Origin of the sequence: Paraburkholderia sp. CNPSo 3272, from assembly GCF_024206495.1 — a bacterium.
Lineage (GTDB): Bacteria > Pseudomonadota > Gammaproteobacteria > Burkholderiales > Burkholderiaceae > Paraburkholderia.
The window spans coordinates 1-21,190 of the sequence record NZ_JAMBPQ010000071.1; the positions used below are offsets into that span (position 1 = coordinate 1).

The following is a 21,190-nucleotide window of genomic DNA, read 5'->3' on the forward strand; positions in this document are numbered from 1 at the left end:
GCCGAACCTCGCGCCGTCGGTGGCGGCGGGGCGGCTCGTGCCGGTGCTCGAGGCGTATGCCGCGCCGGTGCGGCCGATGCATCTGCTTTATGCGGATCGCCGCGCGCAGGCTCCCAAGCAGCGCGCGTTCGTGGCGTGGGCGCTGGCGTGCTTTGGCGAAGCGGGCAGCGTCGCCGCGCGTTCGCCGCTCGGCGCGCAAGCTGCGCGCGCCACGCACGTAGCGTGATTAGCTCTCGCTACGGAAGGCGGCGTTGAGCGTCCCGCCCGGGGCCGCGCCTTCGAAGCCGTCGAAACGCCCTTCGGTGAGCCGTTGCGCCGCGTGCATGAATCCACCCCAGGCGGTGCGGGCGAGCGCGCCGCCCACGCTCACGCGGCGCACGCCGAGCGCGGCGAGATCGTCGAGCGTGAAGGCCGACTTCGCGCCGATCAGCACGTTCACCGGCTTCGGCGCGACAGCGGTGACGACGGCCACGATCTGCTCGCGTGTCTGGATGCCGGGCGCATAGAGGCAATCCGCGCCTGCCTGCGCGTACGCCTGCAGGCGAGCGATGGCGTCGTCGAGATTGGGCACGCCCGCCACGAAGTTCTCGGCGCGGCCGACGAGCAAGGTGTCGCCGCCGCGGGCGTCGATGGCGCGCCGCGCCGCGCGCATGCGTTCGACGGCGATCTCGATCGGCAGCAGCGGCGCGGCGTCGTCGCCGGTCGAATCTTCGACGGAAAGTCCCGCGACGCCGGTCTCGACGGCAAGCCCCACGCTTGCTTCGACGCCTGCAGGATCGGCGCCGAAGCCGCTTTCGAAGTCGGCGTTCACGGGCACGTCGGTCGCCGCGACGATCTCGCGCAGATGCGCGAGGATCGCGTCGCGCGGCAGGCTGTTGTCGGCATGACCGCGCGACCAGGCGAACCCGGAACTGGTGGTCGCGAGCGCCTTGAAGCCGAGGCTCTGGAGATAGCGCGCGCTGCCCACGTCCCACGGGTTCGGCAGGACGAAGCAACCGGCGGCGTGCAGCGCGCGAAACTCGGCGCGTTTCTCGGCGATAGTGCGGGCGGGGCCTGACATGGCAAGTTTCCTCCTGGCTCATGGGCGGGCGCGCGGGGCGTCTGCGCGGGCGTGCGCATCCTCCGGCGCCGGTCACCGATTGTGACCGAATTCCTCGATTTCCGAATCGAACGGCGTTCCCCTGCGCAGGGATCTTGGACAAAGATAAGGATCGCGAATTAAATGAACGCCTACGAAGGCGATGGCATGCAACGGCGCGAAACGAGGAAAAGAAGGGCGCAGCCGTTATGATATGCGTTCTTTTTATTTTGCCGTCCAGCCCCGATGTCCAAAACCAGCGCTCCGAAAGCCACGCCGCCCCGCATGTCCGATGTCGCCCGTCTCGCGGGCGTTTCGAAGATGACGGTGTCCCGCGTGATGGCGGGGCGCAGCGCGTCGGAGGCGACCCGCGAGCGCGTGCAGCGCGCCATCGACGAGCTGGGCTACGTGGCCGACGCGGCGGCCGGCGCGCTTTCCTCGGGGCGCTCGTCGTTCGTCGCCGTGCTCGTGCCGTCGCTTTCCAGCTCCAACTTCTCGGACACCGTGAGCGGCCTCACCGCGGTGCTCGAACCGCAAGGGCTCGAACTGCTGATCGGCGACACCGACTACTTCCTCGACCGCGAGGAGCGTCTCGTGCGCCAGATGCTGCGCCACCAGCCGCGCTGCATCGCGCTCACGGGCGCGCAGCATACGGACGCCACACGCACGCTGCTGCAGCGCTCGGGCGTACCGGTCGTCGAGATGTGGGACCTGCCCACGGAGCCGATCGACATGGCGGTGGGCTTTTCCAACGTGAGCGCCGCGCGCGAGATGGTGCGCTATCTCGCGGACAAGGGGCATCGCCGCATCGGCTTTCTTGGCGGCGCGGGCGACCTGGACCGGCGCGGCCTTGACCGCCTCAAGGGCTTTCAGATGGAGACGAAGGCGCTCGGGCTCGAGAGGCACCGCGTCGTGCAACTCGGCGACTCGCCGGTCACGATGAGCCATGGTGCGCCCGCCATGGCCGAGCTGCTCGAGCGTTGGCCCGACACCCAGGCCGTGATGTGCGTGAGCGACATGTCGGCGTTCGGCGCGATCATGGAGTGCCAGCGGCGCGGCCTCAGCGTGCCCCGCGACATGGCCGTTGCCGGCTTCGGCAACTTCGAGATCGCGGCGTGCTGCCACCCGGCGATCACCACGATCTCGGTCGATGCCTACGGCATCGGCCAGCGCACGGGCGAGGCGATCGTCGCCGCCCTCGCGGCAGCGGACGGCGCAAGCGCGTCGCATCCCGTGAAGACACGCATTCAGTACACGGTCATGCCGCGCGAGAGCGCTTGAGGACCCGCCGCGAGTGTACTGAAGCGCTCGCGTCGTCAAAGCCCCTTGGCGATGCGCTGCGCCATCTCGACCACCGCGATGGCGAGCCGCTTTTCGCGCCGCGCGTCCAGCCGCTCCAGCGGCAGGCTCGCGCTGACCGCCACACGCTTGCCAAGCGCCGTCACGCCGACGAACGCCGCGAAGCACGCGATGCCCGCCGTCACTTCTTCGCGCTCGTGCGCGAGGCCCGAGCGCCGTATCGCGGCGAGCGCCGCCAACAGGTCCTGCTTGCGCGTGATGGTGTTGGCCGTCACGGCGGGAAGCTGGCGCGGCAGGATGGCGTTGACTTCATCATCGGAAAGGCTGGCGAGGAGCGCCTTGCCCAGCGCGCTGCAGTGCGCGGGCAGCCGCGAGCCGAGATCGGAGACGAGACGCACGGGCCGCGCGGGGTCCTCGCGCGCGAGATACACGACCTCAGCGCCGTCCAGCACCGCGAGTTGAACCACTTCGTTATGCGTGGCGACGAAAACGGTCGCCTCCTGGCGGAACACTTCCTGGAGCCGATCGTGCCGCACGTAAGCGCTGCCTAGCTCGAACAACGTGAGGCCGACGATATAGCCGTCGGCGCGCTTTTCGATCCAGCGCCGACGCTCGAGCGAGTCGAGCATCAGATAGAGCGTGCTGCGCGAAAGACCCGTGGCTTGTGCGATTACCGCCGCGCGCATCGGGCCTTGAGCGTGCGCGAGCAAGTCGAGAATATCGTGTATGCGCCGTAGCGCCGGAACTTCGTAGGGTGAGGACATGGAGCGCGCGCGCCGGGTTTGCCGACAAAAGATCATCCAACAGGCTGGAAATACTAACACCACGTTGGAACGTCCATGAGCGCATCGACATTTCTCAGCGGCATCGTTCCTTGGTATCGTTGCACACACGAATCAACGGGAACGGTTTGAACGCCATGGCGCGCGAGGCGCGCCGTATGTTCGGGAGAGTCGCGAAAGATGAAGTATTCGAATCTGGTCGAGCGGTTGCAGGGCCGTCGCACGACGGCGTGGGAGATCCATCACGCAGCGGTGCAGGCCGCGGCGCGTGGCGAGGACGTGATCGTGCTGAGCGTGGGCGACCCCGACTTCGGCACGCCCGCGCCCATCGTCGAGCGCGCGGTGGCCGCGCTGCGTGAAGGGGATACGCACTATTCGGCCATCATGGGCCGCGAGCCGCTGCGCGAGGCGATTGCGCGCGAGCATGCGCAGCAAAGCGGGCGCGCGGTCGGCGCGCAGAACGTGATTCTCTGCGCGGGCGCGCAGAACGGCTTGTTCGCTTCGTCGCTTTGCTTGCTGGAGGCCGGCGACGAAGTGCTAGTGCCCGAGCCGATGTACCTGACCTACGAGGCCGCGATTCGCGCGTCGGGCGCGACGCTCGTGCCGGTGCCCGTCGATCCCGAGAACGGCTTTCATCTCGACTGCGACGCGCTCGATGCCGCTGTCACGCCGCGCACGCGCGCGATTTTCTTCGCGACGCCGTGCAACCCCACCGGCGCGGTGATGCCGCGCGCGCACCTCGAACGCGTCGCACAACTGGCGAAGCGGCATGACCTGTGGGTGCTCTCCGACGAGGTCTACGCCGACCTCACGTTCGAGCGCGAGCACGTCAGCATCGCCGCGCTCGACGGCATGGCGGAGCGTACGGTCACGCTCGGCAGTCTCTCGAAGTCGCATGCGATGCCGGGCTGGCGCCTGGGCTGGGTAATTGCGCCCGAAACGATGATTGCCCATCTGGCGCGGCTCGCGCTTTGCATGCTTTACGGGCTGCCCGGTTTCATCCAGGAGGCGGCGATCACGGCGCTCGACAACCGCGCGCAGATCGTCGCTGAAATGCGTGAGATCTATCGCCGCCGGCGCGACATCGTCTACTCGCGGCTGGCGGGCGTACCGGGGCTCAAGTGCCTGTTGCCGGAAGCGGGCATGTTCATGATGATCGACATCCGCGGCACGGGCCTCGACACGCACGCGTTCACCTGGCAGCTGTTCGAGGCGCAGAAGGTTTCCGTGCTCGACGCAAGCGCGTTCGGCGAGACGGCAAACGGCTATGTGCGGCTCGGTTTCGTCGTGGACGAGGCGAGGCTCGTCGAGGCCTGCGAGCGCATCGCGGCCTTTGTCCGGGAGCGTGCCGCAGCCGCGACGCGCTAGCGGGTCTCGAAGTAGAGACGCGTGGGCTCGAACAGCTCGGCCGGTAATGCATTGCGTGTGAACCACGCCCACTGCGCGCACTTGTCGGGCTCCGCGACGATGGGCGTACCCGGCGCGGCGGCCTCGACGAACAGCGTCACATGACGCACGCGGCCGGCTTCGAGCCAGCCGCTGGCCCAGCCGGCGGCTCGCGCGTCGAGCATTTTCAGGCCGGTTTCCTCGCGCAGCTCGCGTGCGGCCGCGGCGAGCGGATCCTCGCCGGAGTCGACTTTTCCGCCGGGGAAAGCCCAGGTGTGCCGTCCCCAGGTGCTTTTGCGCAGGCCGAGCAGCCACGCATCGCCGTTGCGGACGACGACGCCCACGCCGAGCACGGTGACGGTAGCGTTCATGTCATCGGTCATGCTGTGTCGATGTCGATATGGAATCCGAATCATTGGCGAAGCCGATCGGAAGCTGCATGCCGCGCTGCCTTTGCGGGGCGCGCAGCAAAAGCGGGCAGGTTCAGCGTTCGCCGTCGAAGAGATCGTTGAGCATCTCGTCGAAGGCGGCCTGGGCGTCTTCCAGTTCCTGGAGTGCCATGTCGAAGGTCTGCAGCGCGAACTGCGTCGGCTTGCCATCGCCTTCCGGCGGAAACTGCGACTGCAGCGAGGTGAACGCCGACTTGACGCGCTGGGTCGCGGCCAGTACGCGCTCCATGGCGGCGGCTTCTTCGGCTCGTGCCTGTTCTGGGGTCATCGAAAGCTCCGTTCTTGTGAATGAGGTTGGCTGCGTTCAGGGCAGGGGCAGTCCGCCCTCGGCCTTCACTTCGCGCAGCGACAGCGCCGATTCGACCGAGGTGACACCGGGCAAGCTGCGCAGCTGGTCGCGCATGAAGGTGCCGTAGTCGTCGAGATCGCGGGCCACCACCTGCAAAATATAGTCTGCCGTGCCGGATACGTTGTGGCACGACAGAATGCGCTCGATCGCCAGCACCTCGCGCTCGAAGCGGTCGGCCAGCGCACGGTCGTGCACGGCGAAGCGCACCGAGACGAATCCCACCACGCCATAGCCGAGCGCGCGGCGCGACAGCACGGCCCGGTAACGCTCGATATAGCCGTCCTGCTCGAGGCGCTTGAGGCGCCGGGCGCACGGCGTTTCGCTCAGGCCCACCGTTTCGGCGAGCCTTGCGTTCGGCATGCGCCCGTCGGTTTGCAGCGCGCCGAGTATCGCCCGGTCGAGTTTGTCGAGGTCGCTCATGGCGGTTAGGGGAGTTCTGGTGCGGATGCGGAAATTTTAGCGCATCCCGCCAATATATGGCTTACATGCTATGAAAATCGCCAGAAATCGCTCTGCGTGTAGCGGCAAGATAGAGCCTCTTTCACGCGAGCCCACCATGATTTCCGCCCACCTGCTGTTGATGTTCATTGTCGCCCTGATTATCGTCTGCGCGCTGCCCGGCGCCGATATGGCGCTCGTGATGCAGACCAGCATGAGCCGCGGCACGCGCAGCGGCTTCGCGGCGGCCTGCGGCCTGGGACTCGCGCGTGCGACCCACGTGACGCTGTCGGCCTGCGGTCTTGCCGCCTTGCTGCGCAATGCGCCGTGGCTTTATGAAGTCGTGCGCTACGTGGGGGCAGCGTATCTCACGTGGATCGCCGTGCAGATCTTCCGCGCACCGGCGTTCGCGATGCCCGAGCAGGAGGGTGTGGCAGTGGCGCGACCGCGCCGCGCCGATTTCGCCAAGGGCCTGCTTACGAACCTGCTGAACCCGAAGGCGCTGCTGTTCTGCTCGGTGCTGCTGCCGCAGTTCATTCGGCCCGAGGCGGGCTCGGTCTGGCTGCAGGTGTCCGTGCTGGGCGTCCTGCTGGTTGCCGTGTGCGCGCTCTTCGACGTGATCTACGTGCTCGGCGCCGCGCGCATCGCCGTGTGGCTGCGCGGCAATCCGTTAGCGCAGACGGTACAGAAGTGGGCGTTTTCGTCCGCGTTGATCGGCTTCGCGCTGCGGCTTTCGCTCGATTGACGCCGCTGCCGGCACAGACGGTTGCGAGAAGGCGTGCGGCGCGCGGGGCGCCACACGCTTTTTTTATTGCTCGCGTTTAGCGGCTCGCGTTAGCGGCCGCCAAGATAGTCGAGCTTGCCCAGTTCCACGCCGTTGTGACGCAGGATGTCGTAGGCCGTGGTGACATGGAAGAAGAAGTTGGGCAGCACGAAGCCGAGCAGATAGCTCTGGCCCGTGAACTCGATCGGGCCGCTGCGCATCTTGAGCGTAATGCTGCGCGCTTCCGTGCCGTCGATCTGCTCCGGCTTGAACCCGTTCAAGTAGTCGATGGTCTTCTGGATACGGGCATGCAATTCGTCGAAGGTGACCTCGACGTCCTCGAATTTCGGGGCCTCCACACCGGCGAGGCGCGCCGCGCAGCCCTTTGCGGTGTCGGTGGCGATGTGGATCTGACGCATGAGCGGCAGCATGTCGGGGAAGAGTCGCGCGCCCGTCAGCACGGAGGGGTCGATCTGCTTTTCCGCCGCATGCGCCTGCGCCTTGCCGATGATGTTTTGCAGATTGGTGAGGCCGCGCACGAGCACGGGCACCGATGCTTGATACATGGAAATGGACATGGGGTTTCCTCGTTTCTTCGAATGCGCGCGATGCGCTCCGCTCTGGAGCTGACCGGGCGGCCCATTATGCGCTAACGCGTCGCGTGCCGCCATCGGCCAGACGGCCAGCACCGGCGCGATGGCCAGGCAATTCGCCGGGCGCATAGATTACCTGGGACTACAGAGCAAAAATTCCTTGTGAAACCTTGAGGTTGCGAGCGCTTGCGGCGATGCAGTGCGGGCCGGCGCGCGATATGCACAACAGCATGCCTGCAGGCCGATGTGTGCAATTGCCCTGACAATATTTTATTGTGATTTAATAGCCCGGCACCAACCATCCATTCCGCATCGTGCTGCACGATGCGCTCAACCATGAACGCAGAAAAGGCACCAATACGCCGCATCGCGCGCCGCATGGCAGAAGGCATTGTTTGTGGCACTGGCTCGCAGCGGTGGCGCGCGCGAGTGTTGCGCGTTTCGCTGCTGGCGCTCGCGACCGGCAGCGCGGCGCAGGCCGCAATCGCGCAAGATCCACGGCTACTCGATACGCGCGTCACGCAGGAATCGGTGACGGACACGATCTGCCGTCCGGGCTACGCCGACACCGTGGCGCCGCCGTTCGACGAAACCATGGCGCTGAAGGGCCGCATGCTCGCATCGCGCGGCATCGACGCCGACAACGGCGTGGGCTACGCGCTCGACCGGCACGTGCCGATCGTTCTCGGCGGGTCGCCGGACGCCACAGCAAACTTCGATCTCATCCCATGGGGCGGCCACGCCGGCGAGCGCCGCAAGTCGCTGCTCACGGTGCGCCTGAAGCGCTGCGTGTGCGCGGGGCGCATGACGCTGGCCCAGGCGCAGGCCGCGATCACCGGCAACTGGGTGCACCAGTACGACCGCCTCACCCGCATGGACTGCGGCGGGTCGGCCAACGAGGCGACCTCGGCAAGCCGCGACGACGGTACCTGAAGCGCGCGTGCCTTCTACTCGGGCATGCTGATTGCGGACCGGATCACTGATGCGCGGCAGGCGATCGGGCATTCGGTTAGCCATTTGCCGCCAGACAATATGCCGCAGCGCACCGCTCAGCAAATGCGACTATGCTGACATTCATCAACAACAGGGAGTCACAACAATGCTTACGTCCAGCCTTTTATTGCTTGGCGTCGCTGCCGTGCTCGGCCAGGTGGCGCGGACTCGTGCTCGCGCTCGTACGAGCCTGCAGCCCGTGCGGGTACGCGCGACGCAACCCCGCCGGTTCCGCTAAACACGGCACGTCGGGTCCGAAGATCCCGCGAGGTAGGCCGTCATGCACCTGACTGTCTGGAATGTCCCCGAAACCTGCAGCGAGCAGGATGTGCGCAGCTTTTTCGAGCGCGAACTCGGCAAGTACGCCAAGGGCATCACCGTTTATGACGCGGGCACGCCCAACGCGCACGCGGATCTTGAACTCGATTCCGAAGTGCCCTACGTGGCCGATGCCGTGGCGCGCGAGCTTCAATCGCGCCGCCTCGCAGGCGTTGCGCTGAAGGTGAGTGCGCCGCCGTTCGACGACGAAGAGCCGCCGCAGCGCAGCTGAGCCGTTCACGCCGGGCTTCAGCGGCCGTCGTCGGCGGTGTCGTACGGTGTATAGGGGAGCGCCCGCTTGTGGCGCGTCGACTCGTAAAAGCGAAAGATCGTCTCGTACGCGCGCTCGCTCACCGGTTTGCCTTCCAGAAAGTCGTCGATCTCGTCATAGCCTATCCCGTAGGCGTCTTCGTCTGGGTGCAGTGGGCGCAACGTTTCCAGATCCGCAGTGGGCGTTTTTTCCACCAGCGTGGCCGGAGCGCCCAGCGCTCGCGCAAGCGCGCGCACGCGCCGCTTGTTCAGGCCCGCGAGCGGCAGGATGTCGGCGCCGCCGTCGCCGAACTTCGTGAAAAAGCCCATTAGCGATTCCGCCGCGTGATCCGTGCCGATCACGAGTCCCGCTCGCGCACCCGCCACCGCGTACTGGGCAATCATCCGTTCGCGCGCCTTGATGTTGCCGTGTACCTTGTCCTGCTCGCTGCCGTCGGCGAAGGCGAGGCCGCTCGCAGTGAGCGAGGCGAGCATCGCGTCGCCGGCGGGGCGCATGTCCACGGTCAGGATGTCGTCCGCGGCGATGAAGGCGAGCGCGGCGGCGGCGTCCGCTTCGTCGCGCTGGGTGCCGTAGGGCAGACGCATCGCGATGAAACGTGCCGCCGTCTGGCCCCGCGCGCGCAGGCTTTCCACGCTCAGCTGCGCGAGGCGCCCCGCCGTTGCTGAGTCGATGCCGCCGCTGATGCCCAGCACGAGCGTGTGCAGCCCGCTCGCCTGGAGGCGCTGCCCGAGAAAGTGCACGCGCCTCTCGGTTTCGCTGTGTGCGTCGAAGCGTGCGGCGACGTTCAATTCGGCGATGATGCGGTGCTGGCGGGCGAGGCGATCGGTTTCGGCGTCCGATTGGGTGGGCATGGGGGTTCCTCAAATTGGCTCGCACGCGACATATGCGCGCAGTCTGTGTTGTCTGGTCTAATGTCGGGTCGTCGTGGCGCTGTCAGCGACGCCGCACGGCACGGCGCCCGACGTATCCGACTTCAGACAAGACGCACAATCGGCCGGACTCACGATGAACGACAATTTTTCGCGGCGCATGGGCGCTCGCGTACGCGGTGGCGCCCGGGGCGACGCCCCGAAACTTCCCCATCATAGAACGCAGTGGTTGGGCGCGCCGGCGCGCCGCGCAATAGCGGCCGCACTCTGCACCTGGTTTTACGCCTCGTGGGCGGCAAGCGCCGCTTACGCCTCCGATGCCGCGCCGGCTTCCGGCGCGCACGTTGCCTCGGGCGCTGTGCGCAGCGCGCCGGCACAGGCGGCGTCGAAGCCGGCCGCTCCGGGCGTATCCGCTGCATCGGCGGCTTCGGGCGCCTCGGCCGCTCGCCCGGTTGCCAAAGCGGCCTCCGCCGCTTCTACGCCTGCCCCTGCTTCGGCAGCTTCGGGCGCTTCAAGTGCGTCCGCCGCTTCGTCGGCTCAGCCGGCTTCCGCGGCCTCGGCCGCGTTGGCCGCCTCTGCGCCTCCCGCGCTGGTGCTGCCCATTCACCGGATGCTCACGCCGCAGGAAGCGGCCGAGGAAACCCGCAGCGCGCTCGAGATGCGCAAGCGCTTCGCGCATGACGTCAACCGGCGCCTGCATGTGCCGCTGGCGGAGCAGCGCGCCTACGGCCAGCGCCTGCAGGCCGCGCTCGAAGAGAAGAACCTTGGCGCGCTGGCGGGCGAGTTCGTCATCCTCGTCGATCGCAACGCAAATGTGCAGGCGCTCTTCATCTACTTCCGCGCCATGCCCGACGAGCCGTGGCTCATGATCGGCGCGTCGCCGGTCGCGACCGGGCGCCCCGGCGAGTTCGACCACTTCCTCACGCCGCTCGGCGTGTTCGAGCACACACCGCTGAACATGGACTTCCGCGCGGAAGGCACCATGAACCAGAACAACATCCGCGGCTATGGCCGGCGCGACATGCGCATCTATGACTTCGGCTGGGTGGACGGCGAACGCGGCTGGGGCAAGGGCGGCTATTCGCAGATGCGCTTCCAGATGCACGCCACCGACCCCGACCGCCTCGAGCCGCTGCTCGGCATCCGGCACTCGAAGGGCTGCGTGCGGATTCCCGCGACGCTCAACGCGTTCATCGACCACTACGGCGTCATCGACGCCGAATACCAGGCGCTGATCGATGCGGGCAAATCGCTCTGGGTGCTCCACTCGGACCGTGAGATCACGCCGTGGGCGGGCCGCTTTGTCGTCGTGGTCGATTCGGAGCGCAAGACGCGCCCGGCGTGGTCGCCCGCACCCGGCGGCAAGGCTCGCGCGAAGGTGCCGGCCGGCGCCGACACCGCTGACTAAGATCGCCGACTGTGTGCGCAATCCGGCGCGGATGCGCGGGCGCTACGCGCGCCGCGCGAGCAGCACGCCCACGAGCGCGACGCCGAAACCCGCCGTCTGCACGGGCGTCAGCGTTTCGCCGAACAGCAGCCAGCTTTCGAGCGCCGCGAGCGGCGGCGCGAGAAAGAGCAGCGCTGTGGCGCGGGCGGCGTCGCCGTGGCGCACCATCCACACGAGCAGTGTGACGCCCACACCCGAAAGCATCGCAATGCCCCACGCAAGTGAGAACCACAGGGTCGGCGTCGAGATCCAGCGCGTCTCGCCGAGCACGAGCGCGAGCACGGCGGCGACGATGGCCGCGCCCAGGTTCTGCACGGCGCTCGCGCTGCGAATGTCGGCTTGCGCGAGCGAGGTCTTCTGGTAGAGCGTCCCCGCCGTGATCGATCCGACCGACACCACCGCGACCACCACCACGAGCAGCGGATTCGCGTGAGCGTGCCCGGGCGCGGTCGCGGCAGCGGCGTCCGCAATCGCGCCGCTGCCGGCGTGCATGGCGGCGTACAACTTCGGGCTCAGCACGAGCACGACGCCGGCGAGGCCGAGCGACATGCCGGTCCAGCGCCGCGGCGGCAGGCGCTCGCCGAACGTGCGTGCCGCGATGGCGGCCGTCAGGAGCGGCTGGAGCGCGCCGAGCAGCGCCATTACGCCCGCGCTCAAGCCCTGCGCGACCGCCCAGTAGCCCGCGCCCAGATAGACGCCCTGCAGGAGTGCGCCGGCGAAGAGATGCTTGCCGATTTCCCGTCCTCGCGGCCAGGGCGCGCGCATCACCAGCGCGACGATCGTGAACAGCGCCGCCGTGCCTGCGAAGCGCGCGAGCAGGAACACGTTGGGATCGGCGTAGGGCGCAATGGCGCGCGCGACGACGAAACCCGTCGACCACAGGAAGACGAAAAGGGTGGGTGCGAAGGCGGCGAGCATCGGTGTCGAAGTGGGCACGCTGTCGCTGCGCGCGGAGAAACATGAAAGGCCCGGAGTATCGCGCGAGGTGCAGGTGGCGGTCTTGTTCAGAACTGCATTGGCCCCGCGTGCGCCGTACGATGAGGGGAACGCAACTAACCGCCTGGCCCATCCCGCGCCAGCCACTGCAAACATCGACAAGGCGGAAACGCTAGCGGCCGCTAGCTTCCAAACAACACCGCCGTCACGCCGATCAAGCCGCCGCAGACCGCACAGGCGAGCAGCAGCGCGCGCGTGCGCCGATGCTCGCGGCGCCAGGCGTCAAGCAAGGCGGCCTGCTGCGCGGCCGGCCGTGCGGCCTGTCCGGCAGCGGGACCGTGTCCGCCCTTCGCGTGGTGCTCGAGGAAGCGAAACACCATCTGCGGCACGCGCGGGGCGATTTGTGCGAGGTGGGGCAACTCCTGCGACAGTCGCCGGATCCAGCCATGGTGGCCGAGATCTTGCCGTGCAATGTCGGCGAGCGTGTGCCGTGCGATACCCCACGCGTCGACGCCCGGGTGAATCGAGCGGGCCAGCTGCTCCGCCTGGCCGAACGCGCGCTGCGCCGCCACGAGGCGCGGCGAGACTTCGCCGCCGAACGGCTGCACCGAATGCAGCAGATGATGGAACAGCGCCCCCGCGCTGCGCTCGTCGGTGTCGCTCGCGAAATACGGTTCGCTGCGCGTGCGCAATTCGGCCTCGATCTGTTCGGTGCGTGCATGCGCGGGGACGTGGCCCGACACGTGATGCAGCGTGGCGAGCCGGCCGTAGTCCTGCTCGAACAACGCGGTGGCGCCGTGCACGAAAAACTCGCGCTCAGGCGAAGAAAGGCTCGTCATCAGCGCCGCGCCCGCGAGCACGAGGCGGCCGCGCGTCTCGGGTTCGACGCTCACCGCGACCCGGCTGGCGTCGAGGGCCGCATGGAAGAACCCGTGCTCGAACGCCTGGCGCGTGACCACTTCGATCAGATGGGCCGCCACCTGGGTGACGTTGATGTGGTGCTCGGCAAGCCCGGCGATATCGGTCGCGCGCACGGTGTCGATGTGCTGCACGGCGATCGTCTGAGGGGTGCAGAGGTCCCAGATCACGTCGGGCACGACGATGCGCGGGTCGTCGCCAAGCTGATGGCCGCTCTGGCTCAGGTTGGCGGCCTGGGCGCGCAGGTCGAAGCGGCGGTTCAGATCGTCGCGCAGCGCCTGCGCGAGCGCGTGCAGCTGCAGCTTGCGCGCGCCGCGCGAAAAGCGCTCTATCCAGCGGGCCACGGCGCACAGGAGCGCGGCGTCGTCGTCGACTTCCAGGACCTGTTTTGCGCGCAGCACGCGCAGCGTGATCATCTGGTGGCCGCTCACCGGCAGCGCGAGCCGCGCGATGTGCGTCTGCTCGCACCAGCCGTTATGGGCGGGCTTGGGGTCGATCCACGTGAACATCGTTTCGGGCGGCTTGCCGAGTGCGCCGCGCAGCGTTGTCTCGAGCGCTTCGCCCGCGAGGGGCGCTTCGAAATGCTCGATGGCGTCGATCGCGTCGTGCAAGGTCGCCCCCGCGAGTTCGGGGCGTGTGGCGAGCGTTTGCGCGAAGGCCGCGGCAAGCGGCGCGAGACGCGGCAGCGAGCCGTGCAGGCGCGACGCGAGACGCGGGTCGCCGTACACGTTCGAGGCGAGCGTGAGGAACCAGTGCAGCTTGTGATGCTCGGGCGCGGCGAGCCAGATCAGCCTGAAGCCATAACGCAGGGCAAAAAACAGCAGACGCAATTGACGAAGTCGTGAACGCATGAATTCCAATGGTCATCGCGTGAGCGCGCGGTCCCCACGAGATTAGCAGGGATGGGCACGCGATGGCAGGGCAGGCTCGTTCTGCGCATGCGTAATACAATACGGCGGCTTTTCCGGATTCGCGCCGGACTCACTTCATTCCTGGCGTTTTTTCCACGCACGACCGGCCCACCGAGATGCTCGCAGAACAACGTCACCAATACATCCTCTCGCAAGTGAACCGGACAGGCGCGCTTTCCGTAGCGGACCTCGTGCGCGAACTGCGCGTCTCGCGCGAGACGATCCGGCGCGACCTCAATACCCTCGCGGAGCGCGGGCTGCTCGTCACGACCCACGGCGGCGCGCTCTCGAGCGACCGCCGCGAGCCCGATCTCGACGTGCGCGAAGCCGCCAACGCGAGCGCCAAGCGTGCGATCGGCGAACGCGCGGCGGAGTTCGTGCCCGACGGCGCCTCGGTCATCATCGATTCCGGCAGCACCACGCATGCGCTCGCGCGCGCGCTCACGGACCGCCATCGCCTCACGGTCTATACCAATGACTGGCGCATCGCGCTGTTGCTCGGCCGCCGTAACGAGAACCGCGTCACGCTGCTGGGCGGCGAGCTGTCCGACCACGAGGAGGCGACCTTCGGCCTCGACACCGTGCAGCAGCTCGCCCAGTACCACGCCGATTTCGCGTTCGTCGGCGCCGGCGGCATCACCGCCGACGGCTGGCTCACCGACTACTCGCGCATGGTCGCCGAGGTGCGCAGCCGCATGCTCGCAGCCACGGCCTGCGCGATCGTCGTCGCCGACCATTCGAAGTTCGGGCGCGTCACACCCGTGCGCATCAACGGCTTCGAGCAGGCGCGCTACGTCATCACCGAGCTTGCGCCCGAAAAGAGCATCGCGCGCGCGATTACGGCGCGCGGGCCCGAACTCGTCATCGCCTGAGTCTTCCTGCGGCGCGGCGCGCAGCGCTTGGCCGTCTACACATCCGCATGGCTGCCATCAACACCATTCCGGCAGAATGAGCATGCCTATGCGACTTGTCGAATATTGGCGAATTGTGGAATTTTTTGACAAACGCCACAATCGTCATGCGCCTGTCATCAAAACCTGTGATTCTTGCGGGGCCCGTCCAGATGGGCCGGTGAGCGATGCGAGCGGCGATTGCGCAGCTTCGCCGGGCCGGCCGGTTCAGGTGGAAAGCGGCGGATTGTAGACAATCTGCAATCCGCGATAGGGACCACCGCGGGGCGGGCAACGACAGGCGGCGCAGTCCGCCGAAGTTCGGATTGTTCAGCTCAGTTCGATCCATTCAATCACAAACGCATCGGGTATCCCGAGCACCTGGTTTTGCCTTCGGAGAGTGACATGAACCACACGAATTCCCATCGCGCGGGTTTTGCACGCAAGCTGCTGCCGATCGCGGCCGCCGCGGCGCTTCTGGGCGCAGCAGCGAGCGCGCACGCCGCCGACGCCGTCGTGCTGTACACGGCCGACGGCCTCGAAAATCTCTACAAGGACGTGCTGCCGGCTTTCGAGAAGAAGGAAGGCGTCAAGGTCAACATCGTGACGGCGGGCAGCGGCGAAGTGGTGAACCGCGCGAACGTCGAGAAGGACTCGCCGAAGGCCGACGTGATCGTCACGCTGCCGCCGTTCATCCAGACGGCGCAGCAGAGCGGCCTGCTCCAGCCGTACCAGAGCGTGAACTACAAGAACGTGCCGACGATCGCGAAGGCGACCGACGGTTCGTGGGCGACGTTCGTGAACAACTACTTCTCGTTCGCGATCAATCCCGATGTCGTGAAGAACGAGCCGAAGACGTTTGCCGATCTGCTGCACCCGGACTACTCGGGCAAGGTCGCGTACTCGAACCCCGCCACGGCTGGCGACGGCATGGCCGTCATCATCCTCACGACCTCGCTGATGGGCGAAGACAAGGCGTTCGACTACCTCAAGAAGCTCGAGCAGAGCGCGAAGTTCCACACCAAGGGCACGGGCTACCTCGACGTGCTGCTCTCGCGTAACGAAATCGCGGTGGCCAACGGCGACCTGCAGATGGATCTCGACGACGCGGCCAACGGCGGCCTCTCGCTCAAGCCGATCTTCCTGGCGGCCGATGCTGGCGGTCATCCCACGACGTTCCAGCTGCCGTACGCAATCGGCCTGATCAAGAACGGCCCGAACCAGGCTGAAGGCAAGAAGCTGGTCGACTACCTGATGTCGACGGACGTACAGTCGAAAGTGCCGGACATCTTCGGTATTCCGGGTCGCACGGACGTGGCGCTCACGGGCAAGAACGGCGAAGCCGTCAAGCAGGCCATCCAGGGCGTGAAGCTGATTCCGGTGGACTGGAACCAGGTGATGGCGAAGAAGGCCGACTGGACGGCGCGCTGGAAGAACGAAGTGATCGGCTCGTCGGGCAAGCAGCTCGAAGTCGTGAAGCCGAAGTAAGCAACTGTATCTGCAACTTTGTAGGAGATGGGACTAAGCGCCGAAGCGCCAGGTCCCATCGACAGCTTTGCATAGGATCAGAGTAAGGAGCTTTGCATCGGACCGGAGTAAGGAGCTTTGCATGGGACCAGAGTAAGCGCTAAAGCGCCAACTCTGGTCGACAGCTAAAGCGCCAACTCTGGTCGACAGCTAAAGCGTCCACTCTGATCGATAGGAGATGAAGCCGGTGAATACCGCAAGCCTCGCGCCGGCCGGCATGGCCCGCGCGCTGCCGGATGTGTCCGGACTGACTGACGCGACGGACGCCTCGGGCGTCGCCGGCGTCCAGATCGATCACCTGAGCGTGCGCTTCGGCGCGCGCACTGTCCTCGACGATCTGTCGCTCACGATCCGCCGCGGCGAACTGTTGACCGTGCTGGGCCGCAGCGGCTGCGGCAAGACGACCTTGCTGCGTTTCATCGCCGGGTTCATCGAAGCCGATGGACTCGCGGGCTCGCTCACCGTGGCGGGCCACGATCTGACCCATGTGCCGCCGCATCAGCGCAACCTGGGTCTGCTGTTCCAGAGCTACGCGCTCTTTCCGCATCTCTCGGTGTTCGAGAACGTCGCATTCGGGTTGAAGGCCCGCCGTGTGCCGTCACGCGACATCGCGCGGCGCGTGGCCGACGCGCTCAAGCTCGTGCAACTCGGCGACGCGGGGCACATCATGCCCGCGCAGCTGTCGGGCGGCATGCAGCAGCGCGTGGCGCTCGCGCGTGCGCTCGTGATCGAGCCGGACGTGCTCCTGCTCGACGAGCCGCTCTCGGCGCTCGACGCCAATCTGCGCGCTTCGGTGCGCTCGGAATTGAAGGCGCTGCACGAACGCCTGCCCGATCTCACGATCGTCTGCGTGACGCACGATCAGGACGACGCGCTCGTGCTCTCCGACCGTACGCTGCTGATGCGCGATGGCCACATCGCGCAGCTCGGCACGCCGCAGGAACTCTACGACACGCCCAACGACGCCTACGTGGCCCGTTATCTCGGCGCGGCGAACCTGCTGCCGCCGAGTGTCGCGTTCCCGGTGGGCGACGCACGCCACGACGTGCGCGACAAGCTCGCGTGCCTGCGCCCCGAAAGCCTGCGCGTCGTGCCGCTCGGCGAAGGCTCGCTGCACGGCACGATCGAATCGGTCGAGTGGTATGGCTCGGTGCTCTCGGTGCCGGTGCTGCTCGACGCGATGCCCAACGAACCGGTGCTCGTCACCATGCAGCGCGGCCACGGCATGACGCCGGCGAAAGGCATGCGTGTGTCCCTGCGTTACGAGGCTGACGATGTCGTCCTTATCAACCCCTGATTCCGCCCTGGCTCTGCCCGGCGCCGACGCGCACGCGGCCGCCCTGCGCCGCCGCGAACGGCGTGCGCAATGGCATATCGCGTTTCTGCTGGTGTTCGTGCTCGGACCGCTCGTGGTCTATCCGCTCGTGCGTCTCGTGCTGCTGAGCCTTTCGGGCGCGCATGGCTTGAGCTTCCACGCGTACGAGACGTTCTTCGGCAATCCCGATTCGCGCGGCGTGATCGCCACGACGCTGTGGATCCTGTTCCTGAGCGCGGGTCTGGCTTCCGTGCTCGGCGTCGCGCTCGCGGCGCTGCTGTTCTTCAAACCGTTTCCGGGAGCGCAGCTCGTCACGCGTTTTCTGGAACTGTTCGTGGCGTTTCCGTCGTTTCTCGTCGCGTTCACGCTGATTTTTCTGTACGGCTCGCAGGGCTCGGTGAGCATCGGGCTGCAACGGCTCTTTCATCTGCAGGCGCCGCCGCTCGACTTCCTGTTCGGCATCGGCGGGGTCGTACTCGCGGAAGTAGTGTTCTACGCGCCGTTCGTCGTGCGCCCGACGCTCGCCGCGTTCGCGCTGCTCGACATGCGCCTGATCGAAGCCGCACGCAGTCTCGGTGCGAATAGCCGCATGGTCGCCCTGCGCGTGATCCTGCCGCTCGCGTGGCCGGGTATCGCGGCGGGCACGATCCTGTGCTTTTTGCTGACGTTCAACGAGTTCGGCATTCTGCTCGTGCTCGGCAGCGCGCACCTCATCACGCTGCCGGTGGCGATCTACAGTTCGGCCACGGTCGACCTCGATCTGCCGACGGCCGCCGCAGGCGCCGTGGTCATGCTCGCGATGTCGCTTTCTCTGTATGCGCTGTATCGGCGCGTGAATCGCCGCAGTCATGGAGGCGCGCGCAATGTCAACTAATCCTGTCGCCGGTTCCGACCGTATCGCGCTGCCGCCCAAGCATCTTCGTGCGCGGCCTGTCGAGCGCAGCCTCTTTTCGCGCATCGCCAGCGCGGCACTGCTTGGCTTTGCGGCGTTGCTGTGTTTCTGGCTTTTCGTGTTGCCGGTGATCGTCGTCGCGCTGTCGAGCGTCGCGTCGCACTGGTCGGGCACGATCTTGCCCGACGGCTTCAGCACGCGCTGGTTCGAGCGCCTCGGCTCAACCGACTTCGATGCGCTCGCAACGAGTCTCGAAGTCGGCTTCGGCGTGGCGGTGCTCGGCACGGCGCTGGGTCTGTGGCTCGCACTCGCGCTCGAAGGGCGCGACCGGCGCGGTCTGGGCGCGGTCGTCGACACGCTCGCGATGGTGCCCAACGGCGTGCCGAGCGTAGTGCTAGGCCTCGCAGTGTTGATCGCCTATCACAAGGCGCCGGTGGATCTGTCGAGTTCGGCTGCGATCGTGGTGTTCGTGCAGCTCGCTCTGGTACTGCCGTTTTGCTATCGATGTGCTTCAGCCGCGCTGCGTCCCGAGCTGACCGTGCTGCGCGAAGCGGCAGCGAGTCTCGGTGCGCCGCCTTCGATGGTGCTGCGCCGCGTCGTGCTGCCGCAGCTCGTGCCGGCCATCCGCGCGAGTCTCGCGCTGGGCTTCGCGCTGTCGCTGGGCGAACTGGGCGCGACGCTTACGGTGTATCCGCCGGGGTTTGCGACGGTTCCAATCGTCGTGGTGGGCGCCGTCGAGCGCGGCTACTACCTGCCGGCTTCGGCACTCTCGCTGGTGCTCTTGCTAGTCTCGCTGGGAGCGCTGCTGCTGATCGCGGCGCGCGTGCCGCGCCGGCGGGCGGATTGAGCGGATGGATGCCATGCGGTTCGATGCGCCGCAGGCGCGCAACAGACGGCCAAGGCAGGACGTGCAAGATCCGATGAGCGATGAGCGTGCGAGTAGCGGCAACGCGGACGATCCTGAGGGGCTGTCCGACACGACGCCGCTTGCGATGGTGCGCCGGCATTCGCTGACTGCGCTGGTGCGCGACGAGATCGAGCGGCGCATCGCGGCGGGCTTGCTCGCACCCGACGACAAGCTCAACGAAGCCGACTGGGCGGCACGCCTGGCGGTTTCGCGCGGACCCGTGCGCGAAGCGTTTCGCGCGCTGGAGCAGGCCGGCCTCGTGCGCAACGAGAAACATCGGGGTGTGTTCGTGCGCAGCGTCGGCGCGGCTGAGGCCCAGGAGCTTGGCATAGTGTGCGCCGCGTTGCGCGAAGCGGCGTGCCGGATGCTGGCGCCGCGCATCGACGCGGCGCAGGTCGCCGAGTTGCGCGAGCACCTCAGCGCGATGCGGGACGCGGTGGTCGCCGAGAAGGGCGAGGCCTTCCTGCAAGCGCGCGAGGCGTTTCGCGCGTCGCTCTTCGCAGCGGCTGGCAACGCGAGGCTGCGCGAGACTTATGAGGGGGCCGTGAGCGAATTGCGGCTCTCTTCGCAGCGTGCAGCACCGACGCACAGCGCAATGGATGCATCGTATGCGGGGCATCGGGCGCTGTTGAGCGCGCTCGCATCGCGGGAAGCCGACGAATCGGCCAGGCGCATGCGCGAGTCTTGCGGCGACTGAGAGCAAATGGAACGATGGGCGGCGCTCTGGTGTGGACCGTCGCCGAATTCACCTCATAGAGGAGTTAAAGAAGATGGCACTGAGCCTCGCGGATATTCGTGGGCTGTTCGAGACGTATGGCGCGTTGGCCTACAGCGGCGAACCGGTCACGCAACTGGAACACGCGCTGCAAAGCGGTGCGCTGGCAGAAGAGGACGGCGCGACTGAAGAGCTGACCGCAGCGGCGTTCCTGCATGATCTGGGTCACCTGCTCAATCGTCAGGGCCAAACGCCGACCGAACGCGGCATCGACGATCTGCACCAGTACTTTGCGCTGCCGTTCCTGCGGCCAGTGTTGCCCGATAGCGTGCTGGAACCGATCCGCCTGCATGTGGATGCGAAGCGCTACCTCTGCGCCGTCGACGAAGGGTATTTCGGCTGCCTTTCCGCAGATTCGGTGCGCAGCCTCGAATTGCAGGGTGGCATCTTCAATGCCGACGAGGCGCGGGATTTCGCTGCGCGCCCCCACGCCGAAGACGCGGTGCGCCTGCGCCGCTGGGACGATCTCGCGAAGATTCCCGGCAAGCCGACGCCGGATCTCGACCATTATCTGCAGCTCGTCGAACGCGTCATGCAACGCCACGTTTGAGGCGATGCGCTCACGCGTTTTTCCGATTTTCACGCGAGTCAAAAAACCGCTTGCAAGATGTCATCTGCGTGACTAGAATTCCGGTCTTTCGCGCTTTCGATGAAGGCGCGGGGAGACGGGAAGCCCAGGCGAAAGCCTTGTGGCGACTGGGTCTGCGGGTGATTCGAAGTTGAGCGGCAGGTTGAGCGAAGTAAAAAAACCTGTTGACAGATCGCCGGGCAGTCTTCATAATCTCGTTTCTCTGCTGCAGACGCAGCAACGCAGAAAGAAGCCGGTAGTTGAGTCGTTTTAACGGCGCTTTCGCGAACGATCTTTAAAAATTTACAGCCGATAAGTGTGGGCGCTTGATGCGGTGGCGACCCGATATGGTTCTTCGGAGCGATATCGGGAGCAGCAAAAGTATCAAGAGTCTCACACTAAAGTAAGTCAGGTTTTTGAATTTATTCAGAACCTGTCAGCTTTGAGTGAGCGACCGGTCTCGAGAGAGACCGAAAACAGTAACAGGTATTGAACTGAAGAGTTTGATCCTGGCTC

General features: G+C 66.6%; 22 protein-coding genes and 1 pseudogene. 14 read left to right on the forward strand and 9 right to left on the reverse strand.

Features of this window, described 5'->3' with window-relative positions:
- A pseudogene (locus M3I53_RS36965) lies at nt 1-226 on the forward strand (hypothetical protein); the annotation flags it as partial.
- Here M3I53_RS36965 and M3I53_RS36970 read toward each other — a convergent pair.
- On the reverse strand, nt 227-1,060 hold the full coding sequence (locus tag M3I53_RS36970; RefSeq protein ID WP_254320684.1) for an oxaloacetate decarboxylase: 834 nt from the start codon (nt 1,058-1,060) through the stop codon (nt 227-229).
- 303 nt (nt 1,061-1,363) lie between these two features.
- On the opposite strand from M3I53_RS36970, the gene M3I53_RS36975 reads away from it, so the two are divergent.
- Nucleotides 1,364-2,359 (forward strand): LacI family DNA-binding transcriptional regulator, encoded by a 996-nt coding sequence (locus M3I53_RS36975; RefSeq protein ID WP_254320685.1) that lies wholly within the window; start codon nt 1,364-1,366, stop codon nt 2,357-2,359.
- Nucleotides 2,360-2,394: 35 nt separating this feature from the next.
- Here M3I53_RS36975 and M3I53_RS36980 read toward each other — a convergent pair whose 3' ends face one another.
- The gene (locus tag M3I53_RS36980) at nt 2,395-3,141 is read right to left on the reverse strand and encodes an IclR family transcriptional regulator (protein ID WP_254320686.1); all 747 of its coding nucleotides are present in this window, start codon (nt 3,139-3,141) and stop codon (nt 2,395-2,397) included.
- Between the two features lie 198 nt (nt 3,142-3,339).
- On the opposite strand from M3I53_RS36980, the gene M3I53_RS36985 reads away from it, so the two are divergent.
- On the forward strand, nt 3,340-4,527 hold the full coding sequence (locus M3I53_RS36985) for a pyridoxal phosphate-dependent aminotransferase (protein ID WP_254320687.1): 1,188 nt from the start codon (nt 3,340-3,342) through the stop codon (nt 4,525-4,527).
- Here M3I53_RS36985 and M3I53_RS36990 read toward each other — a convergent pair.
- From M3I53_RS36990 to M3I53_RS37000, 3 genes are all read right to left on the reverse strand, one after another.
- Entirely contained in the window at nt 4,524-4,916 is a 393-nt protein-coding gene (locus tag M3I53_RS36990) for an NUDIX hydrolase (protein ID WP_254320688.1), read from the reverse strand. The two genes, M3I53_RS36985 and M3I53_RS36990, sit on opposite strands and share 4 nt — an antisense overlap.
- Before the next feature lie 112 nt (nt 4,917-5,028).
- The gene (locus M3I53_RS36995; protein ID WP_254320689.1) at nt 5,029-5,262 is read right to left on the reverse strand and encodes a hypothetical protein; all 234 of its coding nucleotides are present in this window, start codon (nt 5,260-5,262) and stop codon (nt 5,029-5,031) included.
- A gap of 36 nt (nt 5,263-5,298) precedes the next feature.
- Entirely contained in the window at nt 5,299-5,763 is a 465-nt protein-coding gene (locus M3I53_RS37000) for an Lrp/AsnC family transcriptional regulator (protein WP_254320690.1), read from the reverse strand.
- Between the two features lie 136 nt (nt 5,764-5,899).
- Between M3I53_RS37000 and M3I53_RS37005 the strand changes: the two genes are divergently transcribed.
- Nucleotides 5,900-6,526 carry a LysE family translocator gene (locus M3I53_RS37005; protein ID WP_254320691.1) on the forward strand — a complete coding sequence of 209 codons (627 nt, stop codon included), beginning with the start codon at nt 5,900-5,902 and terminating at the stop codon, nt 6,524-6,526.
- An 89-nt stretch (nt 6,527-6,615) separates the two neighbouring features.
- Here M3I53_RS37005 and M3I53_RS37010 read toward each other — a convergent pair whose 3' ends face one another.
- A complete protein-coding gene (locus tag M3I53_RS37010; RefSeq protein WP_042266481.1) occupies nt 6,616-7,122 on the reverse strand; it encodes a DUF1993 family protein in 507 nt (168 codons plus the stop codon).
- A gap of 393 nt (nt 7,123-7,515) precedes the next feature.
- On the opposite strand from M3I53_RS37010, the gene M3I53_RS37015 reads away from it, so the two are divergent.
- Both M3I53_RS37015 and M3I53_RS37020 read left to right on the forward strand, forming a co-directional pair.
- Nucleotides 7,516-8,070 carry a hypothetical protein gene (locus tag M3I53_RS37015; RefSeq protein WP_254320692.1) on the forward strand — a complete coding sequence of 185 codons (555 nt, stop codon included), beginning with the start codon at nt 7,516-7,518 and terminating at the stop codon, nt 8,068-8,070.
- Nucleotides 8,071-8,410: 340 nt separating this feature from the next.
- Nucleotides 8,411-8,680: an RNA-binding protein gene (locus tag M3I53_RS37020; RefSeq protein ID WP_254320693.1), complete on the forward strand. Its 270-nt coding sequence runs from the start codon at nt 8,411-8,413 to the stop codon at nt 8,678-8,680.
- A gap of 17 nt (nt 8,681-8,697) precedes the next feature.
- Here the strand turns inward: M3I53_RS37020 and nadE are convergent, their stop codons facing one another.
- The gene (gene nadE, locus M3I53_RS37025; protein ID WP_254320694.1) at nt 8,698-9,570 is read right to left on the reverse strand and encodes an ammonia-dependent NAD(+) synthetase; all 873 of its coding nucleotides are present in this window, start codon (nt 9,568-9,570) and stop codon (nt 8,698-8,700) included.
- 178 nt (nt 9,571-9,748) lie between these two features.
- Here nadE and M3I53_RS37030 point away from each other — a divergent pair, with 178 nt between their 5' ends.
- Nucleotides 9,749-10,996 carry a L,D-transpeptidase gene (locus M3I53_RS37030; RefSeq protein WP_254320701.1) on the forward strand — a complete coding sequence of 416 codons (1,248 nt, stop codon included), beginning with the start codon at nt 9,749-9,751 and terminating at the stop codon, nt 10,994-10,996.
- A gap of 42 nt (nt 10,997-11,038) precedes the next feature.
- Here M3I53_RS37030 and M3I53_RS37035 read toward each other — a convergent pair whose 3' ends face one another.
- On the reverse strand, nt 11,039-11,953 hold the full coding sequence (locus M3I53_RS37035; protein WP_254320702.1) for a DMT family transporter: 915 nt from the start codon (nt 11,951-11,953) through the stop codon (nt 11,039-11,041).
- 200 nt (nt 11,954-12,153) lie between these two features.
- Entirely contained in the window at nt 12,154-13,740 is a 1,587-nt protein-coding gene (locus tag M3I53_RS37040; protein ID WP_254320695.1) for an AarF/ABC1/UbiB kinase family protein, read from the reverse strand.
- Between the two features lie 176 nt (nt 13,741-13,916).
- Between M3I53_RS37040 and M3I53_RS37045 the strand changes: the two genes are divergently transcribed.
- The 7 genes from M3I53_RS37045 (at nt 13,917) to M3I53_RS37075 (ending at nt 20,656) form a co-directional block, all read left to right on the forward strand.
- Nucleotides 13,917-14,672 carry a DeoR/GlpR family DNA-binding transcription regulator gene (locus M3I53_RS37045; RefSeq protein WP_069261815.1) on the forward strand — a complete coding sequence of 252 codons (756 nt, stop codon included), beginning with the start codon at nt 13,917-13,919 and terminating at the stop codon, nt 14,670-14,672.
- 423 nt (nt 14,673-15,095) lie between these two features.
- Nucleotides 15,096-16,178 carry a 2-aminoethylphosphonate ABC transporter substrate-binding protein gene (phnS, locus tag M3I53_RS37050; protein WP_254320696.1) on the forward strand — a complete coding sequence of 361 codons (1,083 nt, stop codon included), beginning with the start codon at nt 15,096-15,098 and terminating at the stop codon, nt 16,176-16,178.
- Between the two features lie 226 nt (nt 16,179-16,404).
- Entirely contained in the window at nt 16,405-17,514 is a 1,110-nt protein-coding gene (gene phnT / locus M3I53_RS37055; RefSeq protein ID WP_254320697.1) for a 2-aminoethylphosphonate ABC transport system ATP-binding subunit PhnT, read from the forward strand.
- On the forward strand, nt 17,492-18,406 hold the full coding sequence (locus tag M3I53_RS37060; RefSeq protein ID WP_254320698.1) for a 2-aminoethylphosphonate ABC transporter permease subunit: 915 nt from the start codon (nt 17,492-17,494) through the stop codon (nt 18,404-18,406). Before phnT ends, M3I53_RS37060 begins: the two co-directional genes overlap by 23 nt.
- Entirely contained in the window at nt 18,396-19,271 is an 876-nt protein-coding gene (phnV, locus tag M3I53_RS37065; RefSeq protein WP_254320699.1) for a 2-aminoethylphosphonate ABC transport system, membrane component PhnV, read from the forward strand. The genes M3I53_RS37060 and phnV overlap by 11 nt, the downstream gene beginning before the upstream one ends.
- Nucleotides 19,272-19,416: 145 nt before the next feature.
- Complete coding sequence (locus M3I53_RS37070) at nt 19,417-20,028, forward strand: GntR family transcriptional regulator (protein ID WP_254320703.1); 612 nt, start codon at nt 19,417-19,419, stop codon at nt 20,026-20,028.
- A 73-nt stretch (nt 20,029-20,101) separates the two neighbouring features.
- Nucleotides 20,102-20,656, forward strand: coding sequence for a phosphonate degradation HD-domain oxygenase (locus M3I53_RS37075; RefSeq protein WP_254320700.1), 555 nt, complete (start codon nt 20,102-20,104; stop codon nt 20,654-20,656).
- Nucleotides 20,657-21,190 lie beyond the last annotated feature (534 nt).

Excerpts from the sequence above, each read along its gene's own strand:
- M3I53_RS37020 (WP_254320693.1), top strand. The coding sequence starts at position 8,411 with ATGCACCTGACTGTCTGGAATGTCCCCGAAACCTGCAGCGAGCAGGAT.
- M3I53_RS37040 (WP_254320695.1), bottom strand. The coding sequence starts at position 13,740 with ATGCGTTCACGACTTCGTCAATTGCGTCTGCTGTTTTTTGCCCTGCGT.
- M3I53_RS37075 (WP_254320700.1), top strand. The coding sequence starts at position 20,102 with ATGGCACTGAGCCTCGCGGATATTCGTGGGCTGTTCGAGACGTATGGC.
- nadE (WP_254320694.1), bottom strand. The coding sequence starts at position 9,570 with ATGCCCACCCAATCGGACGCCGAAACCGATCGCCTCGCCCGCCAGCAC.
- M3I53_RS37060 (WP_254320698.1), top strand. The coding sequence starts at position 17,492 with ATGTCGTCCTTATCAACCCCTGATTCCGCCCTGGCTCTGCCCGGCGCC.
- phnV (WP_254320699.1), top strand. The coding sequence starts at position 18,396 with ATGTCAACTAATCCTGTCGCCGGTTCCGACCGTATCGCGCTGCCGCCC.
- M3I53_RS37030 (WP_254320701.1), top strand. The coding sequence starts at position 9,749 with ATGGGCGCTCGCGTACGCGGTGGCGCCCGGGGCGACGCCCCGAAACTT.
- M3I53_RS36980 (WP_254320686.1), bottom strand. The coding sequence starts at position 3,141 with ATGTCCTCACCCTACGAAGTTCCGGCGCTACGGCGCATACACGATATT.
- M3I53_RS37045 (WP_069261815.1), top strand. The coding sequence starts at position 13,917 with ATGCTCGCAGAACAACGTCACCAATACATCCTCTCGCAAGTGAACCGG.
- M3I53_RS37035 (WP_254320702.1), bottom strand. The coding sequence starts at position 11,953 with ATGCTCGCCGCCTTCGCACCCACCCTTTTCGTCTTCCTGTGGTCGACG.
- M3I53_RS36995 (WP_254320689.1), bottom strand. The coding sequence starts at position 5,262 with ATGACCCCAGAACAGGCACGAGCCGAAGAAGCCGCCGCCATGGAGCGC.
- M3I53_RS37000 (WP_254320690.1), bottom strand. The coding sequence starts at position 5,763 with ATGAGCGACCTCGACAAACTCGACCGGGCGATACTCGGCGCGCTGCAA.
- M3I53_RS37005 (WP_254320691.1), top strand. The coding sequence starts at position 5,900 with ATGATTTCCGCCCACCTGCTGTTGATGTTCATTGTCGCCCTGATTATC.
- M3I53_RS37070 (WP_254320703.1), top strand. The coding sequence starts at position 19,417 with ATGGTGCGCCGGCATTCGCTGACTGCGCTGGTGCGCGACGAGATCGAG.
- M3I53_RS36985 (WP_254320687.1), top strand. The coding sequence starts at position 3,340 with ATGAAGTATTCGAATCTGGTCGAGCGGTTGCAGGGCCGTCGCACGACG.
- M3I53_RS37015 (WP_254320692.1), top strand. The coding sequence starts at position 7,516 with ATGGCAGAAGGCATTGTTTGTGGCACTGGCTCGCAGCGGTGGCGCGCG.
- M3I53_RS37010 (WP_042266481.1), bottom strand. The coding sequence starts at position 7,122 with ATGTCCATTTCCATGTATCAAGCATCGGTGCCCGTGCTCGTGCGCGGC.
- phnS (WP_254320696.1), top strand. The coding sequence starts at position 15,096 with ATGAACCACACGAATTCCCATCGCGCGGGTTTTGCACGCAAGCTGCTG.
- M3I53_RS36970 (WP_254320684.1), bottom strand. The coding sequence starts at position 1,060 with ATGTCAGGCCCCGCCCGCACTATCGCCGAGAAACGCGCCGAGTTTCGC.
- M3I53_RS36975 (WP_254320685.1), top strand. The coding sequence starts at position 1,364 with ATGTCCGATGTCGCCCGTCTCGCGGGCGTTTCGAAGATGACGGTGTCC.
- M3I53_RS36990 (WP_254320688.1), bottom strand. The coding sequence starts at position 4,916 with ATGAACGCTACCGTCACCGTGCTCGGCGTGGGCGTCGTCGTCCGCAAC.